Origin of the sequence: Kitasatospora sp. NBC_00039, assembly GCF_045160625.1 — a bacterium.
Taxonomy (GTDB): Bacteria; Actinomycetota; Actinomycetes; order Streptomycetales; family Streptomycetaceae; genus Kitasatospora.
In genome coordinates this window covers 1,948,030-1,962,279 of the sequence record NZ_CP108289.1, presented here as the reverse complement: position 1 = coordinate 1,962,279, position 14,250 = coordinate 1,948,030, and the positions used below count along the sequence as shown (strand labels likewise).

At 75.6% G+C, this 14,250-nt stretch carries 12 protein-coding genes; 6 read left to right on the top strand and 6 right to left on the bottom strand.

The window, feature by feature from the left end:
* Positions 1-88 precede the first annotated feature (88 nt).
* Positions 89-700: a hypothetical protein gene (locus OG286_RS08830; protein WP_396319985.1), complete on the top strand. Its 612-nt coding sequence runs from the start codon at positions 89-91 to the stop codon at positions 698-700.
* A gap of 77 nt (positions 701-777) precedes the next feature.
* Here OG286_RS08830 and OG286_RS08825 read toward each other — a convergent pair whose 3' ends face one another.
* Positions 778-1,509, bottom strand: coding sequence for a lysoplasmalogenase (locus OG286_RS08825; protein ID WP_396319986.1), 732 nt, complete (start codon positions 1,507-1,509; stop codon positions 778-780).
* Positions 1,510-1,781: 272 nt separating this feature from the next.
* Between OG286_RS08825 and OG286_RS08820 the strand changes: the two genes are divergently transcribed.
* On the top strand, positions 1,782-3,500 hold the full coding sequence (locus OG286_RS08820) for a DUF2398 family protein (RefSeq protein ID WP_396319987.1): 1,719 nt from the start codon (positions 1,782-1,784) through the stop codon (positions 3,498-3,500).
* Between the two features lie 426 nt (positions 3,501-3,926).
* On the opposite strand, the gene OG286_RS08815 is transcribed toward OG286_RS08820, so the two are convergent.
* The 3 genes from OG286_RS08815 to OG286_RS08805 all read right to left on the bottom strand — a co-directional run bounded on the left by OG286_RS08815 (position 3,927) and on the right by OG286_RS08805 (position 5,568).
* On the bottom strand, positions 3,927-4,103 hold the full coding sequence (locus OG286_RS08815; RefSeq protein WP_396319988.1) for a hypothetical protein: 177 nt from the start codon (positions 4,101-4,103) through the stop codon (positions 3,927-3,929).
* Positions 4,104-4,300: 197 nt separating this feature from the next.
* On the bottom strand, positions 4,301-4,729 hold the full coding sequence (locus OG286_RS08810) for a MerR family transcriptional regulator (protein WP_405362406.1): 429 nt from the start codon (positions 4,727-4,729) through the stop codon (positions 4,301-4,303).
* A 50-nt stretch (positions 4,730-4,779) separates the two neighbouring features.
* A complete protein-coding gene (locus tag OG286_RS08805) occupies positions 4,780-5,568 on the bottom strand; it encodes an alpha/beta fold hydrolase (protein WP_405362408.1) in 789 nt (262 codons plus the stop codon).
* Between the two features lie 454 nt (positions 5,569-6,022).
* On the opposite strand from OG286_RS08805, the gene OG286_RS08800 reads away from it, so the two are divergent.
* A complete protein-coding gene (locus OG286_RS08800; protein ID WP_396319991.1) occupies positions 6,023-7,132 on the top strand; it encodes a mechanosensitive ion channel family protein in 1,110 nt (369 codons plus the stop codon).
* Between the two features lie 93 nt (positions 7,133-7,225).
* On the opposite strand, the gene OG286_RS08795 is transcribed toward OG286_RS08800, so the two are convergent.
* Both OG286_RS08795 and OG286_RS08790 read right to left on the bottom strand, forming a co-directional pair.
* Entirely contained in the window at positions 7,226-7,876 is a 651-nt protein-coding gene (locus tag OG286_RS08795; RefSeq protein WP_396319992.1) for a TetR/AcrR family transcriptional regulator, read from the bottom strand.
* A gap of 103 nt (positions 7,877-7,979) precedes the next feature.
* Positions 7,980-8,891, bottom strand: coding sequence for an acyl-CoA thioesterase (locus OG286_RS08790; RefSeq protein ID WP_396319993.1), 912 nt, complete (start codon positions 8,889-8,891; stop codon positions 7,980-7,982).
* A 136-nt stretch (positions 8,892-9,027) separates the two neighbouring features.
* On the opposite strand from OG286_RS08790, the gene OG286_RS08785 reads away from it, so the two are divergent.
* From OG286_RS08785 to OG286_RS08775, 3 genes are all read left to right on the top strand, one after another.
* On the top strand, positions 9,028-10,431 hold the full coding sequence (locus tag OG286_RS08785; protein WP_396319994.1) for an SWIM zinc finger family protein: 1,404 nt from the start codon (positions 9,028-9,030) through the stop codon (positions 10,429-10,431).
* Positions 10,428-13,112: a DUF6493 family protein gene (locus OG286_RS08780; RefSeq protein WP_405364990.1), complete on the top strand. Its 2,685-nt coding sequence runs from the start codon at positions 10,428-10,430 to the stop codon at positions 13,110-13,112. Before OG286_RS08785 ends, OG286_RS08780 begins: the two co-directional genes overlap by 4 nt.
* Before the next feature lie 150 nt (positions 13,113-13,262).
* Complete coding sequence (locus OG286_RS08775; RefSeq protein WP_396319996.1) at positions 13,263-14,225, top strand: DUF389 domain-containing protein; 963 nt, start codon at positions 13,263-13,265, stop codon at positions 14,223-14,225.
* Positions 14,226-14,250 lie beyond the last annotated feature (25 nt).

Sequence of the window (14,250 nt, the reverse complement as noted above, 5' to 3'; positions counted from 1 at the left end):
CTACCGTCGGTGAATGACTGGGTGTAGTTGTTCGATCACGTGGACATCGGAGTCCCCGGCTGCGCCCGAGAATCCCGGAGGTTCCGGTATGCGCCCCACGCGTACGGCCGCCGCCGCCCTGATCGGCGCGACGGTGCTGACCGGCCTGACGGCCCCCATCGCGCTGGCCAAGGACGGCGCCGCCACGGTCAGCCCGTCCCAGGCCGCACCGGGCCAGACCGTGACGGTCACGGTCTCCTGTGAGAAGTCCGACAAGCCCAACGCCAAGACCATCACCGCCAACTCCCAGGCCTTCGAGGGCGGCCCGGCCACCCTCACGCTCGGCTCGGACGGCAAGCACACCGGCTCCGCCCGGCTGGCGGCCAAGTACAGCGGCGACAACAAGGTCGACGGCACCTGCCCCGACGGAGCCGCCTTCTCCACCAGTGTCACGGTCACCACTGTGACCACGTCCACGACCACGTCGTCGCCGGCCGGCAGCCTCGGCGAGTGGGGCCAGGCGGCCGGGGAGTGGGCCGGCTCGCTCGGCCAGTCCGGCGCGGGCAGCCAGCAGATCGCCCCGCACGGCGCGGTGAAGACCGGCCTGGGTGGTTCGGTCGCCGCCAACCCGGCCGAGCTGGCCGGCGGCGCGGCGCTGGTCATCGGCGGCATCGGCGGGTTCTGGCTGCTACGGCGGCGGGGAGGCGCCGACTCCGCCTGAAGGGCCGCCGCGCGTGCGGCTTCGACGGTGCCGCCGGACGTCACGTCCGGCGGCACCGTCGTGTTCCCGGGTGCCGCTCAGGCGATGGCCGGCAGCGCCTGCGGGGATCCGCTGTCCTCCGCGGCGCTCAGTGCGCCGGTGGCCAGCAGGTACTGGGCCAGGATGTACGTGGCCATGATCCAGAACTGATGCCCCGGCAGCTCCCGCCACTTCGCGAGCTTGGTGGCGATCAGGGTGTCGGAGAGCAGGAAGAGCGCCCCGCCCAGACCCGTCCGCCACCCCAGCCCGGCCGAGGTGACGGCCGTCGAGGCGAGCAGCAGGCTGTACCCGGCCACCGGGACCTGGAGGTCGCCGAGGTCCGGCCAGAGCCGGCCCACCATCGTCGCCCAGGCCGTCGCGTACGCGGCCGCGACCACCAGCGCCCGCCGCCGGTCGGTCAGCGCCCCCTGCCGGACGAACATCGTCACGAAGCAGACGTGCGCCGCCGCGAAGGAGCCCATGCCGGCCAGGAACGCGGTGTCGTTGCCGAGCTGCAGCAGCACGTCGCCGCCCCCGCTCAGCAGCAGCGCGGGCGCCAGCAGCTTCGGCGCCTCCCGGCCGGCCGCGGTGGCGGTCGTGACGCTGTGCGCGGCCAGCAGCGGCATCAGGGCCGGCTTGGTGGCGTGCCGCAGCACGGGCGTGTCGGTGAGGAGCGCGCCCAGGTGGGCCGCCGAGGTGGCGGCGAAGCCGGTGAGCAGCCCGGTGGCGGCGCGCAGGCGCCCTGGTCCGCGGCCGCCGAGAACGGCGCGGGTGGTCGTACGGATGCTCATGCGGCGGTGTCCTCCGGGGGTCCGAGTGGGGCGGGGCCTGGGTGCCGGGGCCGGCGGCCCGTTCGTCCGCACCCTAGGCGACCGGGCCCGCGCCGGGGAAGAGCTTGTTACCGGCGCGTAGCACCGGCCTTGCCCGCGGGGTGACGCGGCGGCGGGCGCGGCGGTCGGCGGGCGGTGGGCGCGGCGCTCGGCGGGCGGTGGGCCGGCCGATCCGCCGCCCGGTCCGGTTGCTGCCACCGGGGCCGCGTCCACCGTCTAGTCTGGTCCACGACATGGAGCAGCAGGAGTACGCGGCCGACACCACGCAGGTGGCCGGCGGCACGTCGGACGGACGCACGGGCGGGGCGGGGCGGAGCACCACCGTCGCCGTCGTCGCCGTACGCGAAGCCGGTCCTGACGCTCCGCAGGTGCCGGGCCCGGCCGCCGACGCCGGCGGACTCTCGCCCGACCCCGGGCTGCTCCGGCTCGCCCAGTGGTTCGCCGAGGCCGGCCCCGGGGCCGCCGACGACCTCTGCACCGCCTCCTTCGGCCTCTACCCCGCCCGCCACTTCGGCGTCCCCGCCGAGCCGGCCCCCGGTGCCGCACCCGGCCCTGCCGAGGCCGAGGTCAGCTGGTGGCACGGCCCCACCGCGCACGCGCCCGCCGCGCTGCGCGCCCGTGAGGCCCGCCCGGCGCGCGGTCCGCGCCGGGCCCGGCGGGACGCCGGCGCGCCGTCCGCCGCTCTCTCAGGGGCCAAGCCGGGCATGCCCGGTAAGCACCGCAAACCCGAGCGCGCCCGCTCCGCCGCCGGGACGCAGGATCGCTCCGCTGCCGCCGAGCGCCGGATCGCCGCACGGCTGCTGCTGGCCCACCCGCTGGTCACCGCCTCCGGGCCGCACGCCGAGGGCTTCCCGCTGATCCGCCGTCACCGTGACTGGCTCACCGAGCGGTTCGACACCCTGCTCGGCTACCGCCTCGTGGTCGGTCCCTGGCACGCCCGGCTCTGCAAGGCCGGCCTCGGCCCCGGCACCGGCCGCCGGCTCGAACACCCGGGCACCGGCGCCCCGTTCACCCCCGGCGGATACGCCCAACTCGCCCTCGCCCTGGCCCTGCTGGTCGACGCCCCCGAACAGCTCCCGCTCGGCCGGCTGCTGGCCGCGATGCGCTCCGCCACGCCGGGGCCGGACCGCTGCGCCGCCCCCGCCGACCTCGCCACGGCCCTGGCCGCGCTCGCCGAGTGGCAGGTGCTCGACGGCATACCCGCCGACCTGGCCGAGGAGAACACCGTCCTGACGGTCGACCGCGAGCTGGCCCGCGCCGTCCCCGCCGGCCCGCCCGCCCTCGCCGCCGACGCCACCGACCTGATCCGCCGCGCCACCCAGGCCGATCCCGGCACCGCCGTCCGCCGCCGCCTCGCCGAGACCCCGGCCGTGCTCGCCGCCGACCTGCCCGAGGACCAGCGCGCCTGGCTCCGTGACCACCACCACACCGGCCCCGCCGCCCTCGCCGACTTCCTCGGCCTGGAGGCCGAGGTGCGGGCCGAGGGCGTCGCCCTGCTCGACCCCGCCGACGAACTCACCGACCTCGCGCTGCCGGGCCCCGGCACCGTGGCCCAGGCCGCCCTGCTGCTGGTCGAGCGCCTGGTCGAGGAGGTCCGCCCGCTCCCGGGTGAGACCACCGACGCGGACGTCCCGGTCCCCGACGCCCTGATAGACGGCGTCCTCGGCGACATCGCCGACGAGTACGGCCTCCCGGCCGGCTGGCGCCGCGACTACCTCGCCGACCGCACCGCCCTGCGCCGCGACACCCTCGACCTGCTCCACCGGATGGGCCTGCTCACCCCCACCCCCCGCGGCACCCGCCCGCCGGGCTGGCTCCTCCGCGCCCCCGCCGCCCGCTATGCCCCCGCCGCCGACCTCCTCCCGCCCCCGGGAACCGGCCGCCACTCCCGCCGGGACCAGCCGGTGACGATCCCCGCCCCGGCCGGGCCGAGGGAGGAACAGCGGGCGTGAGGATCAGAGGCGGGCCACCTTCGGGCGTCCGCCGGAGATGCGTTCGGTGTCGTCGACGTCGGCCGGGACAGGCCCTCGGAGTCGAGAACGTCGGCGAGGTCGGTGTTCGGCCGGCCTGCCGTTCCTGATCCGGCGCGCCAGCCTCGCGGGCGGCGAACCAGGCCTCGTGCTCGCGTCGCTCGGATTCGGCCTCGGGCAACGCTTCCTCGGGGACCGGCCGTACTCGGACTCCCATCGGTCCACCAGCCCGTTCAGTCCGTCCCGCTCGGCCTGGTGCTCTGTGGCCTGCTGACATGACGGCTGAACTCGCGCGGGCCGACCTTTGTCCGGATCTGCTCCGCGAGCTTCCCGGGCAGGGTCACGGTGTACATCCTGGTCGTGGCCGTATCGGCGACCCCACCGTGCGTGCATGTGTCCCTGATCACATCACCGTCTGGCCGTCGCCGTCACCGGGCCGTGTTGGACGGTTTCGACGGTGGCGCCGACGCCGAGGGTGCCGAGGGCGATGGAGGCGAGGACGGCGGCGCAGGCGAGGTAGCGGCGGTGCCGCTGGGGGAGCGGGAAGCGCGGATCCTGGAGGGTCGCCGGAGGGTTGGCGTTCATGTCAGGGAGCGTTCCAGGGTGGTGTGAACGATCGCTACGCGTGGGTGAAGTCCGGATGGGGGGCGGGCGTCGGTTCGTGCCGACAGGGCCGCAGGTGAGCGGGTCCCGCCGGGGCGCGGGAGGGGCCTCGGCGGGGTCGGACCGCCCAGGGCCACGAGGCAGCCAGGTGCGCGGGTGCCCCGCGCGGCGGTGGCCCGTCAGGCGGCGGCGTACATGCGCCGCGCCGGCTCGGCGGTCGGGCGCGCGGCCTGCTCGGGGCTCACCCGGGTCGTCGGCTCGGCGGTGTCGAGGTAGTGGGCGAGGGCCTGCCGGCTGCGGGCCAGGTCGTCGATCCGGGCGTCGAGTTCGGCGAGCTCGCCGCGCAGGGTGGCGAGCAGGTCGGGGCAGGCCTCCAGGGCGGGGAGGGGGCCGCTGGCGCACGGCAGGATCTCGGCGATCACCCGGGTGGAAAGGCCCGCCGCCAGCAGGCCGCGGACCTGCCGCACCCGGACCAGGGCGTCGTCGCCGTACTCGCGGTAGCCGGCGGCCGACCGCTCCGGGAGGATCAGGCCCTGCTCCTCGTAGTACCGCAGAAGGCGGGTGGACACCCCGGTCAGGCCGGCGAGTTCTCCGATGCGCATGATCATCGGAACGTCCGCCCGCCCGCCGCTGTTCCCGCCCGTCGCCGGGGGGCCGGCTACTCCGGGAGGCCGGTGAGGAAGTCCATGACGAGCTTGCGCAGTTCGGGCAGCAGCTCGACGAAGGCCATGTGGCCGGCGGCCAGTTCGGCGAGCCGGGCACCCGGGATGCCCTCGGCGAAGACGCGGTGCTGGCTGGGCTGCACCAGCATGTCCTCGGTGGGGCTGATCACCAGCGTCGGCACCGCGACGGAGCCCAGATCGCCACGGACGTTCACCTCGCCCACCACGGTGAACTGCTGCCGGACGCCGTCCGGGAGCGGGGTCAGCAGGTTGTCGTACAGACCGGCGAGCTCCTCGGGGGTCAGCGAGGAGACCCAGGTCGAACCGAAGAGCACCGAGAGCATGAAGCGGGCCATCAGCTCCGGGTGGTCGCTCAGGCCGACCACCAGCTCGGCGGTCATCCGCAGGCGGTGGTCACCGCCGGCCACCGGGGCTATCAGCAGCAGCGAGCGGACCCGCTGCGGGTGGCGGTTGGCGGCGCGGACGGCGACGGCGCCGCCCATCGAGTAGCCGGCCAGGTCGAAGGTCTCCAGGCCCTCCTCGACGGCGGCGGCGACCAGCCGGTCCGCCAGCTCGTCCAGGGTGGGCGCCTGCGGCTCGTACGGGGAGTCGCCGGAGCCGGGGAAGTCCGGCGCGACGACGGTGCGGTGGGCGGCGAGGTCCTCCAGCAGCGGGCCCCAGTTGTTGATGCCGCTGCCGCCCGCGCCGTGGGCGAGCAGCAGGCCGGGGCCGGAGCCGAGGACGGTCCGGGCGAGCGGGGCGGGGGTGGCCGGCTTCTCGGACATGACAGGGTGGCTCCTCTACGGCCGTGGGTGGGTCGGTCACTCACGACAGTACGTGTTCACACCGATGTGAAGGTCAATAACTCGGCCCAACTCCCTTCGGGGCACGCCGAGGTGACACACCGGAGCGCGGGCCGGCCGCCGGACGCGCCGGAGCGTCGACAGGCGGGCAGGAGGGAGCGTGCCTCGGCGGTGCGGAGGGGGCCTCCCGCCGAACGCTGGGGCCTCGTCGACCGCCCGGAACGGGCGACCCCGCTGTCGCACGGACGGAACGCCGGGGTCCGGCTGTGGCGGCAGCCGGGCCATGGGGCAGGATGGCAGTCCGTTCGGAATACGTACGTCCGCTCCAACGCGGCTGCGCACGACACGACCTGGCAGGCGACAAGGTGACGACACAGCACGTACGGCGGCCGGCGGCGGCCCGTTCCCTCGCCCTCCACGCTGCGGGGGCGGGACGGTGACCCGGGACCTGGTCCTGCACGACTGGGTGGTGGCCGGCATCGCGCTGGCCTCCGGCTGTGTGGCCGGTCTGGTGCTGCGGGCGCTGATGAAGTGGCTGGGCAAGCACGCGAGCAGGACCAAGTGGAGCGGGGACGACATCATCGTCGACGCGCTGCGCACCATCGTCCCCTGGGCGGCCGTGATCGCCGGGGCCGCGGTGGCCGCTTCGGCCCTGCCGCTCACCGCGCGGATCGGGGGGCTGGTCGACCGGTCGCTGACGGCCGTGCTCATCGTCATCGCGACGCTCAGCGCGGCCCGGGTGGTGGCCGGGCTGGTGCAGTCGGTGGCCGCGTCCCGGACGGGCGTCGCGGCGTCCGCGACCATCTTCGTCAACATCACCCGCATCGTGGTGCTGTCGATGGGCGTCCTCGTGGCTCTGGAGACCCTCGGGGTGTCCATCGCCCCGCTGGTCACCGCCCTCGGGGTGGGCGGTCTCGCGGTCGCGCTGGCGTTGCAGGACACCCTCGCCAACCTCTTCGCGGGTGTGCACATCCTCGCTTCGAAGACGGTCCAGCCGGGTGACTACATCCGGCTCACCAGCGGGGAGGAGGGGTACGTCGTCGACATCAACTGGCGCAACAGCGTGGTGCGCAACCTGTCGAACAACCTGGTGATCATCCCCAACGGTCGCCTGGCGCGGACGAACATGACGAACTACTCCCAGCCCGAGCAGAAGCTGTCGATCCTGGTCCAGGTCGGGGTCGGCTACGACAGCGACCTGGAGCACGTGGAGAGGGTCACCCTCGACGTCGTCGACAGCGTGATGGCCGACATCAGCGGTGGCGTGCCCGACCACGAGGCCGCCGTCCGTTTCCACACCTTCGCCGACTCCAGGATCAACTTCACGGTGATCCTGGGCGTCGGCGAGTTCAGCGACCAGTACCGGATCAAGCACGAGTTCATCAAGCGCCTGCACCAGCGGTACCGGACGGAGGGTATCTCGATCCCCGCGCCCACGCGCACGGTCTCGCTGCAGCAGGACGGGGTGGGCGAACCCTCCTCCCTCCCGGCGGTTCCGCACCAGTGGGAAGCGTCGTCCAAGATGCTGGCGGACCGGCGGCGGTAGTCGGAGCGGGGGCCGGCTAGGCCGTTTCTTTCCGATCATCGGATCGCTGGTCGAGTTTCGTGCGCTGATCCGACAAGATCCGAAAGAGAGGCCCTAGCCGGCGGGCTGGACCTCGTACGGGGCCGGGTACGGCGTCTCGTACGGGGTCAGCACCAGCCGCACCACGTCCTCCAGCCGCCGCCGGGCGTCGCCGAGCGTGGTGCGGCCGGTCACCCAGGCGGTCAGCTCGCCCTGCCAGGCGTGGCCCACGATGTGCCGCACGAGGTCGCTCGCGGCCGCCGGGACTTCGGCCATCACCGCCTGGAGCGCGGTGCTGTCGGCGCGGGCCATTCCCTGCAGGGCCTCGCTGGCGAAGGGGTCGGTGGAGGCGGCGACGGCCACCCGGAGCCGGGCCAGCTCGGGCTGGCGCTGGTAGGCGCGCATGCCGCCGCGGACGAAGCGCACCGCCCGGTCGGTGGCGCCCAGCCCGGCCCGGGGCCCGCGCAGCTCCGCCACCAGGTCGGCCAGGAGCAGCCGGTGCCACTCCGCGATGGCCGCCGCCAACAGGTGGTCCTTGGAGGAGAAGTAGCGGTACGCCGTCCCCAGGGCGACTCCGGACCGCTCGCAGACCTGCTTCATCTGCAGCCGCTCGACGCCGATCTCGTTCACCAGGGCGAGTGCGGCCGCGATCAGGGACTCGCGGCGTTCGAGCTGACGCGGAGACATCGTCTCCACCGGCCGTGGTGACAGGTCAACCTTGGTCACCCGCACCATGATACGGCCCGGGGCCGCCCAGGAGTATGACGCCGACCGGCCGCCTCTCGTTCGCCCGCCGTGCACCGGGGCGCAGGCGGGGGGCGGCCGCCGGTCAGCGCAGCCGGGCCGAGCGGTCGCGGACCAGCGCCTCCTGCACCGCCGAGGCCACCAGCCGGCCGTCCCGGTCGTAGAACTCGCCGAAGGACAGCCCCCGCCCGTCCGAGGAGGACGGGCTGCGCTGGGCGAACAGCAGCCACTCGTCGGCCCGGAACGGGCGGTGGAACCACATCGCGTGGTCCAGCGAGGCCAGGATCAGCCGCGGCGCCTCGGTGCGCTGGAAGAAGTTCGGCTGGATGTGCAGCCCGGCCGTCGAGGCCAGCGTGAGGTCCGAGAGGTAGGTGAGCGCGCAGACGTGCAGCAGCGGGTCGCCGTCGGGCAGCGGGGAGCCGGTGCGCAGCCAGACGAACTGCTGGGGCATGCCGGGCACGGCCGGGGGCACGCCGGGCGCGTCCGGCGGGACGAACCGCAGCTCCAGCGAGCCGAAGCCGCTCGTGCGGGTCAGTGCCGCGCGGTCCGCCTCGTCCCAGAGCGAGAGCGCGTCCGGCAGTTCCTCGGGCCCGGGCAGGGCGGGCATCTCGCGGTGGCGGTCGGCGGAGGGCTCGGGCCGCTTGAAGGAGGCGGAGAGGGTGAAGATCGCGTCGCCGCCCTGGACCGCCGTCACCCGGCGGGTGGCGTACGACATGCCCTGGCGGACCCGGTCGACCTCGTAGCGGATCGGGCGGGTCGGGTCGCCGGCGAGCAGGAAGTAGCCGTGCAGGGAGTGCACCGGGCGGTCCGGCCCGACGGTCAGCCCGGCGGCGGTCAGCGCCTGCGCGGCCACCTGGCCGCCGAAGGCACGCATCGGGGCGCCGGCATGGCACCGGCCCCGGAACGTGTTCTCGTCCAGCCGCTCGATCCGCAGCAGCTCGGCGAACGGGCCGGCGGTATCGGTGGCCCGTCTTTCCTGTTCGGTCACGTCGGTCACCGGCCCATAGTGGCAGAAGCCAACGGTCCGGCGGTGTGACCTGGGTAACCCTTTCGGGTTAATCCCGGCCTAGAACCTGTTTCAGTACCAGGCAGCGGCCGACGCGTTGTCAGTACCCCCTCCTAGCGTGCTCGGCATGTCGCAAGCCGCACACGCGTACGCCTATCTGCGCCCGTCCGCCGTCCTCGACGGCTCCGACGGCCCGCGCCTCGCCCTGGAGACCTCCGGCGGCGCCACCCCGCTCGGGGCGGTCGCCAACCCGCGCTTCTTCGCGGGCTTCCTGGCCGACCCGGCACCGGCCGCCGCCGCGCTGCTCGCGGTCGCGGACGTCGCCGCCGCCCGCTACTACCAGCCGCAGCTGCGCGCCTCGCTCGACCCGGTGGTGACCGCCAACGGCGACCGGCTGCGGTTCGAGTCCTTCTCCGGCTGCTGCGGCGTCTACGCCCGGCTCGACGTCCTCGGGGCCGGGCTCGACGGCGACGAGATCGGCCACGGCACCACCAACGTCGACGTCAACAACCCGCTGCGCGAGGCGCTCACCCGGATCGCCCCGGGCGACCCGCTGCACCTCGCCGTCGGCCCGGACGCCCTGGAGGTCACCACCTTCGACGGGCCGGTCGTCGAGAAGAAGGTGCCGCTGCCCGAGCGCTGGCTGCGCGGTTTCGCCGAGACCCAGGTGACGGCCGCCGGCTTCGACCTGCGCGCCGAGCTGCCCGCCGCCGAGGCCGTCCGCTTCCTGCGCTCGCTGCCGCGCGGCGGCGGCCGGGCCCGGGCCGCCGCAGGCTGGGTCGTCCCGGCCGGCCGCACGCTGCGCCCGACCACCCGGCCGGTGCCCGGTGCGGTCTGCCTGCCCGGCCCGGAGCGGCTGGCCGCCCTGCAGAGGGTGCTGAGGCACGCGCTGGCGCTGCGGGTCTACGGGCCGGTGGCGGGCGACGGCCCGGCCGCCTCGGCCTGGGAGGTGGTGCTGCCCGGCATGCGGCTCACCCTCACCCTGTCGCCCGACGCCTCGCGCGGCTTCTCCGGCGAGGGCGGGGTGCTGGGCGCACTGGCCACCGGCACCGCCGAGCAGGACGCCGAGCTGGTCGCCGTCCTGCTGGCCTGGGAGCCGCGGGTCGAGGTCGCCGAGCTGGCCGAGCAGTCCGGCCTCACCCCGGCGCGGGTGCGGGCCGCGCTCACCCGGCTCGGCACCGCCGGGCAGATCGGCTACGACACCGCCGAGGCCGCGTACTTCCACCGGCAGCTGCCGTACGACGCCGGCCGCGCCGAGGCGCGGAACCCGCGGCTGCGGGCCGCCCACGCGCTGGTCGCGGCGGGCGCCGTCCGGCTGGAGGCGGGCGGCGCGCTCGCCACCGTCACGGTGGACGACCACCTCCAGCGGGTCCGGACGGACGCGGCGGGGGCGCTGAGCTGCACCTGCCTCTGGTGGGCCAAGTACCGGGGCGGGCGCGGGCCGTGCAAGCACGCGCTGGCGGTCGGGATGGTCCGGGAGAACGCGGCGAGTGCGGCGGACGCGACGAGCACGAGGGGAGTGGGCGCATGAGTGGCGTCGAGCAGCTGGTGACGGCGGTCCGCGAGGGGCGGACGCCGCAGGTGCCGGCCCTGGTGGCGGGGCTCGGCCCGGCCGAGCGGCGGGCCTGTCTGCCCGCGCTCAAGGAGTTGCGCAAGAAAATCCGGGGCGAGTGGTCGAGGGAGGCGATCGCGCAGGCCGGGGCGCTGCTGGTGGCCGGCGCCGGCTGCCACGCCGGGCCGGCCGGGGCCGCGACCTGGATCAGCGGGCGGGACTTCGCCGGCCGCTCCTTCGCCCGCCACCCGGCACTCGCCCAGGTGGTCGGCGCGCAACCGGTCGAGTGGCAGGTCGAGGTGGCCACCCGGCTGGCGGCGCGCCGCGGGTCGGGCTGGAACTGGGACCTCTACCCGTTGATCGAGGACGTGGTCCGGCGGACGGGCTGCCCGGTGCCCGACACGGAGGCCTTCACCGCCGAGTGGCTGGAGCAGCTCGCGAGCGGTGACGACAACCGCGGCTGGGTCCGGACGCTGCTGGAGCGCCTGCGCGAGGACGACTTCACGCCGGTGCTGGTGCCCCGGGTGTTCGAGCTCGCGGACATCGGCTGGCGGCTCGAACGCCGGTTCACCGAGCGGCCCGGGGACTGCTGGCCGGAGGCGGTCGCCGCGCTGGCGGCCGCTGGCGAGCTGGACCGGGCCGAGCTGCTCGACCGGTGCCTCGCCCGGCTGGTGCGCGGTGGCAAGCCGGCCGACCAGCGGGCCTTCCTCGCCGTCCTGGCCGCCCTCGCGCCCACCCCGGAGGAGTACACCGCCCGGCTGCGCAGCCTGGTCGCCCTGCTGGACGGGCTCTCCGCGGTGGCCGGCCACGCCCAGCAGACGCTGGCCGGGCTGGACGCGGCCGGGCTGGTCGGGCCGGAGGTGCTGACGGAGGCCTCGGCGGTGGTGCTGTTCCGGACGGAGAAGAAGCTCGTCCGTGCGCAGCTGGGCTGGCTCGACAAGGCGGCCCGGCGCTCGCCCGAGCGGGCCGGCCCGGCGGTGCTGGCGGCGGCCGAGGCCTTCGGGCAGCCCGACACCGCCCTCCAGGAGCGGGCGCTCAACGTGGTGGCCCGTCACCTCGGGGCGGCCGGCGAGGCGGTGCTTCCGGAGCTGCGGTTCGCCGCCGAGGCGCTCAACCCGGCCCACCACGCGCGCGCCGGCGAATTGCTGGGCGCGCCGGTCGGCGGCGACGACCCGGACACCGGGTGGAGCGAGCTGCTCCCGCCCGTCCCGCAGCCGAGGCCGCTGGGGGAGCCGCTCGCCACCCCGGAGGAGGTCGCCGAGGAGCTGTCCGTGCTGATGCTCTCCGGCCGGGTGGACGTCGCCGTCTTCGAACGCACCCTGGACGGCCTGGTCCGGCACGCCCACCGCGACCGCGCGGCGCTCGCCGAGGCGCTGGAGCCGGTCCTGAGGGTGCACCAGTGGAGCGGCGTCGGCCGGTGGCAGGACTGCGGGCCCGGCGAGGTCCTGTACGTCGCGGCCGCCGTCGCCGGGCAGACCCCGCCTCACCGGCTCCGGGACTTCCTCGGCGGCGGGGGCAGATCGCCGCTGCGCGGTCAGGCCGGCACCGTCCACGGTCATGTGCTCGCCGCCCGGCTGGAGGAGGCGGCCTGGCAGGTGACCGCGACCCGGCCGCCGTTCCTGCTCGCGACCCCGACCGACGCCACCGGCGCGCTGGACGCGGCCGTGCTGGTCTCGCGGCTGGCCGGCTACGAATCGGCGGGAGTGACGCCCGGCCAGGTCGACCTCCAGGCGGCCCTGCTGCGGCTCGCCCCGACCACCCACGAGGCGGTGCTCGCCGCGGCCGGGCGGCTTGCCTCGCCGGCCGGGCGCTGGGCGGCGCAGTGGTTGCGCGAGGGCGGCCTACCCGGTCAGTCCTCGGAGCGGGTGGTCTTCGAACCCGGCCGGGGGGCGAAGAGCGTCCGGCCGTACTGGGAGCGCTGGTGGGAGGGGCTCAAGCGGGTCTCCGTGGCCCAGCCCGGTCTCGGCGCCGGACCGAAGGGCCCGGCCGGGCAGCGCCTGGACGCGAGGTTCCGGGCCCTGTTCGACGGCACCGAGCCCAGCGTGGCGCGGGCCCGGAAGCAGGACGAGTGGCTCTGGCAGCCCACCGTGCACTGGGTCGCCATGCTCCCGCACCACCGGGAGGAACAGGCCGCCCGCTGGCTCGACTGGTTCGCCGACTCCGCCGACCGGGAGCGGCGGGGCGCGGCCGCCCTGCTGCCCGTCCTCGCCGAGGCCGGCGGCCCGGCCGGCCTCGCCCTCCACCTCGCCGTCGCCTACGGCCTGGGCGCACGCTCCCCCGAGGACCGCACGGCCGCGGTCGACGCCCTGCTGGTCCTCGCCGCCCGCGGCGATCTCGACGGCGCCCTGCTCGGCCGCGAACTCGGCGAGCTGGTGGCCCGTGGCACCGTCAAGCCGAACCGCCTCGCCGCGGCCGTCGCCGTCGCCGCCGACACCGGTGCCTACGCCACCGTCTGGTCCGTCCTTGCCCCCGCCCTCCCGGCGCTCCTGGCCGGCGAGCCCGCCCGCGGCACCGTCGACCTCCTCGCCGTGGCCACGGACGCCGCCCGCCGCTGTGCGGCCCGCGGCCCGATACCCGAGGTGGCCGCGGTGGCGGCGCGGGCGGGGTCGGGCCGCCTGGTGAAGGAGGCACGTTCGCTGCGCGACCTGCTCGCCGGCTGAGGGACCGGCCGGCTGAGGGACCGGCCGGGTCCGAGGTGGGCCCGGGCGCGGGGCCGGCGGACCCGGCTCACCCGGCCGGGCGGCCCGTCCGCGTGACGGGGCCGTCTAGGGTGAGCGGGGTCATCAGCCGTCGCACCGTCCGGAGCACCCGTGCTGCACCTGCGCCTCATCGTGCCCCCCGACCTCCGGGACACCGTGTTGACCTGCCTGGACGGCTCGGTCGGCGTGACCCATGTGGTGCTGCTGCCGGATGCCGCCGTCCGGCCCGCCGGGGACGTGGTGCTCTGTGACGTGGCGCGGGAGTCGGCGGACGAGGTGCTGGGGGCGCTGCGGGAGACCGGGCTGACCGAGCGCGGGGCGATCGACGTCGAGGAGATCGAGCTGACCCTCTCGGCCGCCGCCGACGAGGCCGAGCGCCTCGCGCCCGGGGAGGGCGCCGACGCACTGGTCTGGGAGGCGGTCTCGGAGATCACCCACGAGGAGTCCACCCTCACCGGGGTCTACCTGGCCTTCCTCACCGTCGCGACGATGCTGGCCGCCTGCGGTGCGGTGCTGGACAGCGCGGTCCTGGTCGTCGGCGCGATGGCGGTGGGCCCGGAGTTCGGGCCGCTGGCCGGTCTCTGCGTCGCGGTGGTCCAGCGCCGGCCGCGGCCGGCGCTGCGTTCGCTGAACGCGCTGGTGGCCGGGTTCGCGGTGGCGATGGCGCTGACGGTCTGCTTCACGCTGCTGATGGACGGCCTGGGGCTGTTCAGCCAGGGGCAGTTCGACGGGGCCCGGCCGAACACCTCGTTCATCTGGCAGCCGGACGCGACCTCGTTCGTGGTGGCCTTCCTCGCGGGGATCGCCGGGCTGCTCTCGCTGACCTCCTCGAAGGCCGGGATGCTGGTCGGCGTCGCGATCTCGGTGACCACTGTGCCGGCCGCCGCCAACGCGGCGGTCGCGCTCGGGTACGGCGACTTCCGGCAGTTCTGGGGCTCCAGCTTGCAGCTGTTGCTGAACATGCTGGGCATCGTGGTGGCCGGGGTGCTGACGCTGCTGGTGCAGCAGGGCGCCTGGCGGCGGATCCGCCGCCGGGCGAAGGGGGAGCCGGCGGCCCGGGGGACGGCCGCCTGAGGGACTCACCGTCCGCGGGCAGCGC